The sequence below is a fragment of the Longimicrobiaceae bacterium genome, assembly GCA_035696245.1.
Classification (GTDB): Bacteria; Gemmatimonadota; Gemmatimonadetes; order Longimicrobiales; family Longimicrobiaceae; genus DASRQW01.
In genome coordinates this window covers 1-13,119 of the sequence record DASRQW010000160.1, presented here as the reverse complement: position 1 = coordinate 13,119, position 13,119 = coordinate 1, and the positions used below count along the sequence as shown (strand labels likewise).

The 13,119-nt window shown below is 69.3% G+C and carries 10 protein-coding genes; 2 read left to right on the top strand and 8 right to left on the bottom strand.

The window, feature by feature from the left end; all coding sequences use genetic code 11:
* Positions 1-16 precede the first annotated feature (16 nt).
* The 4 genes from VFE05_07460 to VFE05_07445 all read right to left on the bottom strand — a co-directional run bounded on the left by VFE05_07460 (position 17) and on the right by VFE05_07445 (position 4,053).
* A complete protein-coding gene (locus VFE05_07460; protein ID HET6229887.1) occupies positions 17-487 on the bottom strand; it encodes a peptidylprolyl isomerase in 471 nt (156 codons plus the stop codon).
* Positions 488-763: 276 nt separating this feature from the next.
* Entirely contained in the window at positions 764-1,660 is an 897-nt protein-coding gene (locus VFE05_07455; protein ID HET6229886.1) for an ATP-binding protein, read from the bottom strand.
* A 466-nt stretch (positions 1,661-2,126) separates the two neighbouring features.
* The gene (locus VFE05_07450; protein ID HET6229885.1) at positions 2,127-2,927 is read right to left on the bottom strand and encodes a glycine betaine ABC transporter substrate-binding protein; all 801 of its coding nucleotides are present in this window, start codon (positions 2,925-2,927) and stop codon (positions 2,127-2,129) included.
* 151 nt (positions 2,928-3,078) lie between these two features.
* Entirely contained in the window at positions 3,079-4,053 is a 975-nt protein-coding gene (locus VFE05_07445) for a carbohydrate kinase family protein (GenBank protein ID HET6229884.1), read from the bottom strand.
* 601 nt (positions 4,054-4,654) lie between these two features.
* Here VFE05_07445 and VFE05_07440 point away from each other — a divergent pair.
* On the top strand, positions 4,655-5,758 hold the full coding sequence (locus VFE05_07440) for a tetratricopeptide repeat protein (protein ID HET6229883.1): 1,104 nt from the start codon (positions 4,655-4,657) through the stop codon (positions 5,756-5,758).
* A gap of 483 nt (positions 5,759-6,241) precedes the next feature.
* On the opposite strand, the gene VFE05_07435 is transcribed toward VFE05_07440, so the two are convergent.
* The 4 genes from VFE05_07435 to lepA all read right to left on the bottom strand — a co-directional run bounded on the left by VFE05_07435 (position 6,242) and on the right by lepA (position 11,099).
* Positions 6,242-7,246: an ROK family protein gene (locus tag VFE05_07435; GenBank protein ID HET6229882.1), complete on the bottom strand. Its 1,005-nt coding sequence runs from the start codon at positions 7,244-7,246 to the stop codon at positions 6,242-6,244.
* Positions 7,243-8,109, bottom strand: a complete 867-nt coding sequence (locus VFE05_07430) for a glycosyltransferase (protein ID HET6229881.1) — start codon at positions 8,107-8,109, stop codon at positions 7,243-7,245. Before VFE05_07430 ends, VFE05_07435 begins: the two co-directional genes overlap by 4 nt.
* 263 nt (positions 8,110-8,372) lie before the next feature.
* Positions 8,373-9,293 (bottom strand): glycosyltransferase, encoded by a 921-nt coding sequence (locus tag VFE05_07425; protein ID HET6229880.1) that lies wholly within the window; start codon positions 9,291-9,293, stop codon positions 8,373-8,375.
* A gap of 6 nt (positions 9,294-9,299) precedes the next feature.
* Positions 9,300-11,099: a translation elongation factor 4 gene (gene lepA / locus VFE05_07420; GenBank protein ID HET6229879.1), complete on the bottom strand. Its 1,800-nt coding sequence runs from the start codon at positions 11,097-11,099 to the stop codon at positions 9,300-9,302.
* Positions 11,100-11,384: 285 nt separating this feature from the next.
* Between lepA and VFE05_07415 the strand changes: the two genes are divergently transcribed.
* Entirely contained in the window at positions 11,385-12,722 is a 1,338-nt protein-coding gene (locus VFE05_07415) for a DUF5723 family protein (protein ID HET6229878.1), read from the top strand.
* Positions 12,723-13,119 lie beyond the last annotated feature (397 nt).

The following is a 13,119-nucleotide window of genomic DNA, read 5'->3' as shown; positions in this document are numbered from 1 at the left end:
CATGGCGGCGCGGATCTCAGCTCGCGTCGTCGCTGATGGTCAGGCGCTCCATCTTGTCGCCCTTGGCCAGCGTCCGCACCACCTCGATGCCCTGCGTGACCTTGCCGAACACGGTGTGCACGCCGTTCAGGTGGCGCGTGTTGCCCTCGTTCAGCACGATGAAGAACTGGCTGCCGCCCGTGTCCTTGCCCGCGTGGGCCATGCTGAGCGAGCCCTCCTCGTGGCGGTGCGGGTTGCCCTGCGTCTCGCACTTGATCTTCCAGCCCGGCCCGCCCGTGCCCACGCGCGGGTCGTTGATGCCCTTCTCCTTGGTGATCGGGTCGCCGCCCTGCACCACGAAATCCGGGATCACGCGGTGGAAGATGATGCCGTCGTAGAAGCCGGACTTCACCAGCTTCTCGAAGTTCTCCACGGTGACGGGCGCTTCGTCGGGGAAGAGCTCGGCCGTGAAGCTGCCCTTGTTGGTCTCGAAGGTCACGGTCTTCATCTGAAGTCCTCGTCTCGGAAAGGTGAATGCCTCGCGTGAGGCGGCTACGTCGTTCGTATTTCGGGAGATGCGCGGCCGGCAACCTCCGCCTCCCGTCTCATCTCCGCAGATGCGCGGCCGTTCGATTCGCCGGCTTCATCGGCCGATGTGCAGCAGTCGATCGACGGCTCATCCGCTCATCATCTACCGTCTCGCGCTCCGTCGGCCGATCATCCACCGTCCCTGCTGGATCACGCGCCGACTGACGAGCGACGCCCATCGTGCTCGACAGATGCGCTACGGAGCCGGCTGCTTGGCGGGGAGGACGATCAGGATCTGCGCGCCGGGAAAGGGCGACAGGTCCTGCGCCATGGGCGGCGCATCGTCCCACTCCGGCACGTCGGCGATGCGCGCCGTGCCGCTGCGGATCGCGATCTTGCCGCCCCATCGCCCCACCTTCTTGCGGATCTGCTTGAGGCCCTGGCCGCGCCCCGGGTCGCGGAAGCGCGTCACCCCGTGGATGAAGGCCGCCTCCAGCGCCGTCGCGTCGCTCCAGCGGTCGCCGAAGCGCGCCGCGTGCTCGCGTGCCAGCGAGCCCTTGAAGCCGATGCCGAGGTCCATCACCGCGATCACGGCCACGCGGCGGCCCAGGCGCTTCGCCCAGTTGTACGTCTGGATGCCCACCCAGCCCGGCGCGTCGGCATGCTCGATGATGTTCTGCGACACCTCGCTGAGCAGCATGCTGAACCCGATGGCGTCCGAGCGCGAGTAGCCCAGCTGGTCCGCCAGGATCTGGCTGATGCGGCCCTCGTTCATCTCTTCGACCACCCCGTGCACGTCGTCGTGCGAGGCGATGGCGGTGATGGGCAGCAGGACGTTGCTGGCCTCGGCGGTGGAGCGGGTGCGCGGCGGGTTGTGGACCTCGAACGTCTCCTCGGCCGCGCGCACGAAGCCCATCCGCTGCACGTAGCTGGCGACCTTGGGGTCCAGCGGCAGCTGCATGAGCGGCTTCACGCCGTCTCGCTGCAGGTGGCGGCCCAGCGCGAGCAGGCCCACCATGCCGTACGGGTCGGCCCAGCGCACGTGCCGCGCGTCGAACAAGATGCGCTCGTCGCCGGCGTCCGCGGACTGCTCCACCAGCACGTCGAACGCGGCGTCGTCGAGGGTGGGCGGGACTGCCAGGACTCGCGTCATTCTCTCGGGAGCAGGGGTGGGTCGCGCCGGGCAACCTAACACGCCGCGACCGGGCTCGGAAGGGCGCCGCGGCCCTCCGAAGGGCGAATGCTGGAGGGGCAATCGGACGTCGAGCGAGCAATCGCCGCAGCACGAAAGAAAGCCCTTCAAGCGTTCGGAACGAGGCGATGGATCAGAGAAATCCTCTCATCCATATAACACAACATCATGCCTTGCAAGACCATCCCAAACTCATCTGAGATAAATCCGAGACATGGAAGGCGGAGGCAACACATCCACCGGCAGGCGGCAGCTGCGTGTGCCCCGCCCTTCCGCCGCACCGATCCTCGTCGCGCGGCCCGTCCTCCAGCGCATGCCCAACCATGGGCCGACGCGCAGGTCGGGCCGTTACCAAGAGCGTGCGGCGAGGCGATCCTGCATCTCCAGAAAACGCGGAAACCCGCTGGTGCGGGTCTTGGAAGATGAGTCAGTCGCGGGCGGCGCCGCGCCACTCCGCCAGCAGTTCCGGGCGCGCGTCCAGCCAGGCGCGCACGGTCGCGCGGGGCGTGCCCTGCGTCTCGTGCATCCGCGTCTCCAGGTCCACCAGCGTGTCCGGGTCCATGCGGATGCGGGACAGCGTGTCGCGCGCGGACTTGGGCATCGCCTCCGCCACCTCCCGCCGCGCCACGATGGCGCTGCGGATCTCGCCGCCCATCACGCCCAGCGGGTCTGCCAGCACGCGCAGCCCGCACTCGTCGTGCAGGAAGTGCGGGTGCGGCAGCGCGATCACGAACCACTCCCCTGCCGCCGCGGCCGTGCGGCAGCGGCGGATCCAATGCGAGAACGTCTCGTCGGCCACCGTGTAGCCCAGCCCGGCCAACTCGTACTCGCGCACCGCGCTGGCGGAGAGGGCCGCTCCGGCGGTGCCCCGCACGGCCAGCACCGAGCGCGCCAGCCTGCCCTGCACGTTGGGCCGCGCCAGGTCGGCGATGCTCTCCACCAGCGCGGGCGGCACGTAGCCGGGCACGCTCCACACGTAGCGCGCGCCGGAGTACAGCGCGCCCACCTCGACCGCGTGGTCGCGGATCTGCTCCCAGCCCGCGTGCGCGTGGGGCAGGAACACGGCGGTGAGCACGTCCACGCTGCCGCCCACGAAGCCGTCCATCAGCTCGCGGTACGAACCGTAGACGAGCCGCACGTGGTGGCCGCTGCGCTCCAGCACGCCCTGCACGATCGCGCCCGAGATCTCTCCCGACGGGATGTCGAGCTGTCCGACCGTCAAGAACATCCGCGATTTCCTGGAGTCAGGGAGGCTGATGGGGCGACTTCGGTAGATGAACGGCGGGTCCATCCAGCGTCCGGCTAAGCAACGGATGCGCCGCGGCGCCCGCCGTCGCGCCACCTGCTGCCTCGGCGCGCCTGCTCCGTCGATGGACGGCTCAGCCGCCGGAGCTGTGCGCGAAGTGCTCGTACAGGCCGGACGCGCCGCGGTGCCCCAGCTTCCGCGCGGCCAACCGGTGCGCGAACGTCGCCGCGGCGTCGATCCCATCTCCCGCAAGCAGCCGCGAGAAGAACGAGGCGCCCCACACGTCGCCGCACCCCGTGGGGTCGCCCGCCCCATCCGGGTCCGTCGGGTAGATGCGGACGATGGGCTCGTCCCCGCCCGCCCTCGCGGAGCCCGTCCGCCACTCCGCCGGATCCTCCGGCAGCCCCGCCGCGGAGGCGACGCCCGCGCCGTCCGGGCCGAGCGTAACCGCCGCCACGCGCGCGCCCTGGCGGAGGAGGCGCGCGGCGCCGTCGGCCCAGCTCTCGGGCAAATCGGCGAGGGTGGCGACCTCTTCCTCGTTCACCTGCACGCCGTCGAAGCAGGCTACCCAGCGCTCCCAGTCCGGCAGGCGGCGGCGGGCGCGCGTGCCGGCGCCGGGGCACCCCAGGAAGAGCGAGTGCAGGTCGGTGTAAAGCGGGCCGGAGAACTCCGCCCGCAGCCGCTTGGCCGTCTCCAGCGACAGCTCGAAGCCGGAGATGAAGTTGACGTACAGCGCGTCCAGCCCGGCCAGGTGCGGCTCCAGCTCGCTCCACTCCCAGCCCGGCACTCCGCCCGTCTGGCGCTCGCCGCGGCGGGCATTGTCCAGGTAGCGCAGCTCCACTCGGTTGTTGGGCACCGGTACGGCGAAGACCGACGGGCCCACCGAGAAGCCCGGCAGCGACGCCAGGAACTTGCGCGCCTCCGCCTCCAGGTCGTCGCCCACCTTCAGTAGCGGCACCACCTCCCAGCCGTCCGGACGCGCCGCCGCTGCGGACGCGAGCGAGTACGCCATCCCGCCCCACGAGGTGAACGGCGTCCCGCGCCGCAGGTCTTCTTCCGTCCAGATGGTGTCCCACACCAGTGGCCCCAACACGCCCAGCCGCCGCATCGTCCTCCCATGCCCGTTCGTCGTCACCGAGAACCGAAGAATCTAGAGCGGTTTGCCTATCAGTCCAGAGGGACGATAGGGCTGGTTTCATGCATTCCGGAGAAGTTTGTGCTCTGGACTGATGTGAAAACCGCTCTAGTCCTGCCATGAGCGGGTGCACCAGCGGAGATGCCGGCGCTGCTGGATGCCGAATGCACGGCGACATAGCGGGTTGCAGTTCCTTCGCGGTTCAAAGACAAAGTACGCCAGTGCCTTGGTGCACTGCCAAGATGGAGCCAGCACTCCTCGCAGCAATGACGGTCGATCCGAGGAGAGCATTCCCGCGCTCAATTCGTGACAGATCCCCGGCGGCGTCAGGGAAGCTGACCCATTTCACGCCACCGCTTGCTCGGAATCCGAATCGCGCCTACTATCGCTCGTTATCGGCCGGAGTGAGGAACCTCTCCCAGAAACTGCGATGGAACCCTCGGCGAAGCGCGACCGCCACAGACCGCCACTTGCGCCTCCGGCATTGCTGCGGGCCGAAGATGAGCCAATCCTCGCCTCCACGGTGATATTTGAGGAATACGCCGCAGCCGGCGGATTCCTTCTCTGGAGGACGGTGGAAGACGTTCTGCTGTGGGCAGCCGTCCAGCCCAGCATGCGTTCCGCGCTCTTCTCCGACCCTCCTCCGGAAGCTCGATCGCCGCGCGGGGTCGAGTTGCCACTCCACGTGCTGCACCGGAAGCTGCGCGACGAGCACGCGGATGCGGAAACCGTCAGCCAACTCTGCACCCAGATTTCGGAATGGGCAGAATCCAACGGAAGCATCCGCACCGCGATTCACTTCGCGCAGGCCGCCGCGGTCGCCTCACCTACGGCCGCCGAGAATGCCTATCGCACGGGGCGCCTTTCGCGCATGAACGCGCAGCATGCCCGCGCAGAGAGTTGGTTTCGCCGAGCCATCGTGCTGGGGCGGAGCGCAAGCGATTGGACGACGTACACACGCGCCCTCTCCGGTCTTGGGAACCTGTACCGGCAAAAGGGCGACTACCCTGCGGCCAAGCACTTCCACAGTAAGACCTTGCGCGCCGCGCGCGAGCACGGGCTGCCGGAGCTCAGGGGCGACGCATTGCACGATCTTTCCATCGTGAGCTACGAGTCCGGCGATCCCCACGCGGGCACCGCTTACGGCAGGCAGGCGTACACGGTTCGCGGCCGGCACCACCCGAAGCTGCCGGCGCTCGCGAACGATCTTGCGCTGTTCTGGATGATCTATGAGGGCGCCTTCTCGCGCGTCCTCCCCATCTTCCAGGAGCTGCTACGCTACGTCTGGGAGCCGATGCCCCGTCTGTTCGTCCTGGCGAACATCTGCCGCTCGGCCGGAGGTTCCGGGGCTCGAGACGTTTTCGACAAAGCGTGGGGCGAAGTGTGGGAGATGCTGACGCTCACGGGGAACCGGCAAGGGCACGCCGCCGCTTTCGTCGAGCTCGCCCACGGTGCGATGATGCTCCGGCGGTGGCGGCAAGCCGCCGCTGCGGCAGAGCGTGCGTTGGCCATAGCGACGGAACGACACGAATGCGCTGTGCAGCGCGCGGCCGCCGCACTCCTTCAGGCCATCCGCAACGAAGCACGCGCGAGCGTGTCGGTGAGCTCGTCCGGCGTCGCCGGGCGGGCGGAGGACGAGCTCGCGGAAACGCTGGTCGCAGCCTTGCGCCCGCACTGAGCCCCAGATTCGTTCGCTCCGCGTTTGACGCGCATGGTTCAGTTGCCAGAGCCGATCGCGGGTCCGTCGGCGAGCGGCGGCTGCACCACGTTTCCCGACCCGATCGCTGGCAGCCCATCACGGCGCGCGTGGTGGGCCTCGAGCGGTTCAGTCGGAGAAGGCTGTCCGCAGGCGGCGGACAGCACCGCACCGGCGAGGACGAGGGCTGTACGGACGCGCATGACGGCAACTCCTGGGCAGTGAGTGGTTGGACGCGGGATGAGAGCGCCTCAACGTATCCACCTGCCTCGGTGGTTCGCCACTCCGTTCGGGACACGTTCCCGGTTCTCTTCGGTTCGCAGGTAGGGAATGGGCTGCGCGAAACGAGTGCTGCCGCGCCACCGCGTCGATTCTGCGGAATACGTCTACACACACGAACGCCCCGCACTCCGAGCTCGGAGGCGGGGCGTTCATCGCATCTACCGAATGCGCGTTCTGCCAGCGTCAGACGGCGCCGAACTTCTCCTTCTTGAACACCGCGGCGGCGCCGACCACGCCGGCGGTGCCGGGGAGCAGCGCGGGCACGATCTGGCAGCACTCCTGCGCGGCGCGGAAGGCGCGGCGCCGGACCTCGGCCTGGAGGGGCGCGAAGAGGCGCTCGCCCGCCTTGGTCACGCCGCCCGAGATCACCACCATCTCCGGGTTGAGGATGTTGATGATGTTCGCCACGCCCGCCCCCAGGAACCGCGCCGTATCCTTCATCACCTCTTCCGCGAACGCGTCGCCGCGCACGGCGGCCTCGTAGACCGTCGCCGCCGTGATGTCCTCCAGCTTCCCGTGCACCATCTCGTTCAGGATGGTCTCCACGCCCACCTCGATGCCCTCCACGGCGCGCGTGGCGATGGCGGGGCCGCTCGCGTACTGCTCCAGGCAGCCGTAATTGCCGCACTTGCAGCGGCGTCCGTTGGCCTCGATGGTCATGTGGCCGATCTCGCCGGCGATGTCGCTGCAGCCGTGGAAGATCTCGCCGTTCAGCACGATCCCGCCGCCGATTCCGGTGCCCAGCGTGAGGCCCACCAGCGTCTGCACGCTGCGGCCGGCGCCCAGCCACCACTCGCCGTACGTGGCGCAGTTGGCGTCGTTGTCCAGCGTGGCCGGGAGATGCACGGCGTTGGAGATCAGGTCGCGCAGCGGGAAGTTTCGCCAGCCCAGGTTGGGCGTGTTGATGACCGTGCCCGTCTTCCGGTCCAGAGGCCCCGGCGAGCCGATGCCCACCCCCGCCACGGCCTCGCGCGTGGCGCCGTGCGCCGCCGTGACCTCGGCGATGGACTCCTCGATGAGGCTCACCATGCGGTCCACCACGAACTTGGCGCCGCGCACCGAGTCGGTGGGCAGCGTGCGCAGCCCCAGCACCTCGCCGCCCTCAATGGGGAGCAGGCCTACGACGATGTTGGTCCCGCCCAGGTCCACACCCACGATCCAGCGCTTGTCGGCCGTGCCAGCGGTCATGCGGTCTCCTGCGGGAGGGGTTCGCCGCGAACGCGCAGCGACGGGTCGGGTTGCAGCTCGGCCAGGCCCAGCCGCGCGCGGGTCTCGCCGCCGCGGCGTATGGCGTCCAGGATCTCGCGGTTGCGCCGCATGCCCTCGGGCGTGCGGTACGGGCGCTCGTGATGCAGGTGGATGGCGATGGCGCGGTGCCGGATCTGCTTGCCGCGGAGGCCCAGGTTCACCAGCCGGTAGCCCAGCGCGCGGTCCAGCCCGCCGTAGCCCATCTCGCCCTCGAAGCCGTTGGCCGCAACCACCGCGTCGCGCCAGACGGACGAGTTGTTGCCGGCGAAGATCGTCTTCGTGGGCGTGAGCGCGTCGTACAGGCGCGCCAGGCGGGGCGAGCGCGTGAGGCGGAATGCGCGGTGCCCGGGCTTCCACCCGCGCGCGCGCAGCCAGGCGAGATCGGTGAAACGGCCGGAGCGGACCTCGTCCACCGTGATGGCCTCGCTCACCTCGCGCGGCATCTTGATGTAGCCGCCGGCCAGGTAGCGCCCCGGCTCGGCCAGCCGGTAATGCACGTCCACCAGGTCGCGGCGGGGGATGGTGTCGCCGTCCGTGAACAGCAGGTAGTCGCCGTCACACGCGGCGATGGCGCGGTTCAGGATCTCCGTCTTCCGGAAGCCGCGGTCCTCGTGCCACACGTGCAGCGCCGTCAGCCCGGACTCCGCGCACACGCGGCGGATCACGTCCAGCGTCTCCGGCCCGGAGCCGTCGTCGGCGATCACGAGCTGGAAGTCGCGCCGCGTCTGCAACGCCCAGCCCCACAGCACCTTCTCCAGGAAGGCGGGCTGGTCGTACGTGGTGAGGATGACCGAGATGTGCATTCGTCAGTGCCGGCGTTCCGTGCCGCGCGTCCCGTCCGCGCCCCTGCCTCGCTCCGCGCCGCATCCACCGCAGCGGCAGAGGGCTCGCGGTTCGGAAGATGAACGACGGCGGTTCGTCAGATGTGAGATGCCGCGCATCTCCGTCCTTCCTCGCATCCACCCAAATCCCCGCCGTACATCGGCCGATCACGATGCGGTTCTCACCCGCCCCGGCGGATGCACATCATCGGACGACGGCCGAGCTCCTTCGCCGATCCCCAAGCTCAGGCGATGGCGGAAGCTTCCGCGGCGCCCGTCTGATCGAGCGGATGGAGCCAGGCGGAGACGCCGGTGCGGAGAGATGCCGGGTCGTCGTCGCCGGACAGTTCGGAGTACAGCTCCATCAGCCCGGCCGGCGTGCGCGTCTCGCCCGTGCTGCGGATGCGTTCGCGGATTGCGTTGTTCCTGGCTATGCGCTCCTCGTCGAAGTACGGGCGCGGGTGCCAGAGGTGCACGGCCGGTGCGCGGAAGCGGATGCGCTTGGGGCGGATGCCCAGGTTCACCAGGCGCTCGCCCAGCGCCGCGTCCTCGCCGCCGTAGCCCATCTCCAGGTCGAACCCGTTCACCTCCAGCAGGTGGCGCTTCCAGGTGGACGCGTTCATCCCGTGCCAGCGCAGCGGCGTGGTGGTGAGGTGGTCCAGCGCCGCCGCAACGCGCGTGGAGCCCACCAGACGCAGCCGCCGGTGCCCCGGGCGCCAGCCGTTCGCGCGCAGCCACCGCGGGCTCGTCGCCCGGCCCGCGCGTACGTCGTCGGCCGTAAGCCGCTCGCTGAGCGCCCGCGGCAGGTGCAGGTAGCCGCCGGAGAGGAAGCGCCGCGGCTCGGCCAGCCGCGCGTGCACCTGCACGAAGTCGCGCCGCGGGATGGTGTCGCCGTCGCTGAACACGAGGTAGTCGCCCGAAGCCGCGGCGATGGCGCGGTTCAGGATCTCGGTCTTGCGGAAGCCCCGGTCCGGGTGCCAGACGTGGACGAGGTCCAGGCAGGAGATGCGCCGCATGCGCTCCACCACGGCGCGCGTCTCCGGGCCCGATCCGTCGTCGGCCAGCACCAGCTGGAAGCCGCGGCGCGTCTGCGCGGCGTAGCCCCAAAGCGCCAGCTCCAGCAGGCGCGGCTGCCGGTAGGTGCTGAGAACGACGGAGATGCGCACCTGCGGCTAGTCGCCCACTTTCAGGACGGCCAGGAAGGCCTCCTGCGGGATCTCCACGGTGCCCACCTGCTTCATCCGCTTCTTGCCTTCCTTCTGCTTCTCCAGGAGCTTGCGCTTGCGGGTGATGTCGCCGCCGTAGCACTTCGCCGTCACGTTCTTGCGCATGGCCTTGATGCTCTCGCGCGCCACGATCTTGTTGCCGATGGCCGCCTGGATCGCCACGTCGAACATCTGCCGGGGGATCAGCTCGCGCAGCTTCTCGGCGATGGTGCGGCCGTACTCGTACGCCTTGTCGCGGTGCAGGATCACGCTGAAGGCGTCGATGGGGTCGCCGTTGATCAGCATGTCCAGCTTGATCAGCGGGTTGGCGCGGTAGTCCGCGAAGTCGTAGTCGAAGCTGGCGTAGCCGCGCGTGGCGGACTTGAGGCGGTCGTAGAAGTCGAGCACGATCTCCGCCAGCGGCAGGTCGTAGCTCAGCTCCACGCGCTGCGGGTCCGGGTAGCTCATGCCCTTGAAGTCCGCGCGCCGCTCGTGGCACAGCTTCTGGACGCCGCCGATGTAGTCCGCCGGCACCATGATGCGGGCGCTCACGTACGGCTCCTCGATGCGGTCGATCTTGGTCGGGTCCGGGAGGGCGCTGGGGCTCTCCACCCACATCGCCGAGTCGTCTGTCATCACCACGTGGTACTTCACGTTGGGCACGGTGGTGATGAGGTCCAGGTCGAACTCGCGCTCCAGGCGCTCCTGGATGATCTCCATGTGCAGCAGGCCCAGGAAGCCACAGCGGAAGCCGAAGCCCAGCGCCAGCGACGTCTCGGGCTCGTAGCTGAGCGAGGCGTCGTTGAGCTGCAGCTTGGCCAGCGCGTCGCGCAGCTCCTCGTACTGGTCGGTGTCGGTCGGGTAGATGCCCGCGAACACCATCGGCTTCACCTCCTGGAAGCCGGGGATCAGCTCGCCCGCCCGGTTGTCGGCGTCGTAGATGGTGTCGCCGCTGCGGGTGTCGGCCACGCGCCGGATGCCGGCGATGATGTAGCCCACCTCGCCGCACCGCAGCTCCTGCGTGGGGAAGCGGCCGAGCTGGAGGTACCCCACCTCGTCCACGGGATAGACGTTCTCGTTGGCCCCGAAGCCGATGCGCGTGCCCTTCCGGAACACCCCGTCCACCACGCGGATGCTGGGCACCGCGCCCAGGTACTTGTCGTAGTACGAGTCGAAGATCAGCGCCCGCGGCGCGGCGTCCGGGTCGCCCTCCGGCGCCGGGACCTTCGCGACCACGGCCTCCAGGATCCGGTCGATCCCGATCCCCGCCTTGGCCGACGCGAAGATCACGTCCTCCGGATCGACGCCCAGGAGGTCGACCAGCTCGTCGCGGCGCCTCTCGGGCTCGGCGCCGGGAAGGTCGATCTTGTTCAGCACGGGGATGATCTCCAGCCCCGCGTCCATCGCCAGGAAGAGGTTGGAGAGCGTCTGCGCCTGGACGCCCTGGCTGGCGTCCACCACCAGGATCGCCCCCTCGCACGCGGCCAGCGAGCGCGACACCTCGTACGTGAAGTCCACGTGCCCGGGCGTGTCGATCAGGTTGAGCTGGTAGACGCACCCGTCCTTCGCCGTGTAGCCCATGCGCACGGCGTTCAGCTTGATGGTGATGCCCCGCTCGCGCTCGATGTCCATGCTGTCGAGCACCTGCTGCTTCATCTCCCGCTGCTGGAGCGTGCGCGTGGACTCGAGCAGCCGGTCGGCCAGCGTGGACTTGCCGTGGTCGATGTGGGCGACGATGCAGAAGTTGCGGATGTGCTCTATGCGCAAAGCGAGGGTCTCGCGGAACGGTGAAGCTTCAGTGCCGGAAATAGCAGGGTAAAATACCCCAATGCGGCGGGGCGAGAAAGCCCCGCCGGAACACCGGCACCGCATGGGCCGAACGAGCGGTTGAGGCCCCGCGCCCCTTGCCCTATCTTTCGTCCGCTGCGGCACGCGGGTGTTTCCTCCGCGGCCGTGCCGGCTCGTTCCCGATGCCGCGCCCTTCACGCGGGCCCGCCGCGCCGCCGTTCGCCACGGCGCGGTACGGTGCCCCCGAACGCATACGAGACACGCATGAGACTTCACCTTGCCGCAACCGCCGGAGCCGTGATGGCCGCGGCCCTCGGCGCATCTCCCGCCTTCGCGCAGGTCCCGCTGGTGCCCCGCGCCCTGGGCATGGGCGGCACCATCGTGGCCGGCGCCCGCGGGCAGGAGGCCCTCTTCGAGAACCCGGCCAACCTGGGCCTGCCGGGCACGCCGTACTGGTCCGTCGCCTTCCCGCAGATCGCCGCCGGCACCACCATCCTGGGGCTGGACGTGAACGACCTGCGCGACCTGCGGAACTACGACAACGTGAGCCCGGCCCGCGCCGCCGAGCTCCTGGCCGCCATCCCCAACGGCACCGACGTGCAGGCCGACCTGCGCATCCCCATCGCCGCCATCTCCGTGGGCCACACCGCGGTGGGCGTGTCGTACGGCTTCCAGGGCAACCACAGCGTCGGCCACGACATCGTGGACCTGTTCCTGAACGGCTACCAGCCCGGCCGCACCAACTACTCCGTGGGCAACACGACGGGCCAGCGCACCAGCTACATCGACGTCGCGCTGGGCCACGGCCGCCGCTTCGGGCCGGTGTCGCGGGGCGCCACCGGCCACTACTACATCGGCCGCTCGGTCTCGTCGGCCCGGCTCAGCAACCCCACGTACTGCGCGACGGCTTCGGCCACGCCGGTGACCACGGTCTGCGCTCCGGCCACGGTCACGGTGCCGCAGGACGTGAACGTCACGTACGAGAACGTGCGCGCCACCGGCGGGCACGGCTTCGGGCTGGACGTGGGCGCCGCGTTCCAGCCCGTCCCCACGCTCACCCTGAGCGCGGCGGTGGCGAACGTGGCCAGCAGCATGAAGTGGAACAAGGATCTGCGCAGCCGCCGCCTGGTGCTGAACCGCAACGACTTCGAGCACAGCGACTTCCTGGACGTGAGCGACCGCTACGACCAGAGCGAGACGGACTACAACGCTGCCACCGCCAGTGCGATCCAGCAGGCGCTCGCCGCCAACCTGTTCGACGGCACGGACTTCTCGCGCGTGGTGAAGCTGGGTGCCGCCTGGCAGGCGCTGCCGCGCACGCAGGTGGCGGCGGACTACCGCAACCGGCTGGACGACTCGCGCCTTCAGGGCCTGTGGGCGAAGAGCCTGTCGGTGGGCGTAGAGCAGCGCATTCCCGTGGTGACGCTGCGCGTGGGCGCGGCGACGGACATGGACAAGGGCAGCATGCTCACCGCCGGGCTGGGCCTGGGGCCGCTGACCGTGGGCGTGGGCCGGCTGAACAACGGCAGCAGCGACGGCGTGGACCGCAAGGGCTGGGTCGCCACCTTCGGCCTCAGCGGCCACAGCAACGCGATGCCGTAAGCTTCGGCTTGGACGAGGGATGATGTAGAGAAGGTTGATGTAGCGAAGGCCCGTCTCGGTTGAGGCGGGCCTTTCGTTTGGGGCCCTCGCCCGGCTCGTAAAACTCGCCTGCCCTCCCGCAAGCGGGGGAAGGCATGGTGATTGGCGCTGCTGGGATGGGGTCGGGGTCGAGATGCCTCCTCACTTCCGGCGCGCTCGCGACTCGCGCTGCGTGCTGCGGGGGGACGGGTCAAGCGGGGTCGGTGCGGTTTCGAGGATCTCGTCGGCAGGAGGTAGTGACTCCATTTTTCAGTGGTATGCAGAGTGAGTCAGAAACTCCACCCAACTCCACACGTGGTCGGTTAACCCCACCGCCATCGCAGGCGAGCGCTGCAGATACCGCCGCTGATCGGGAAGT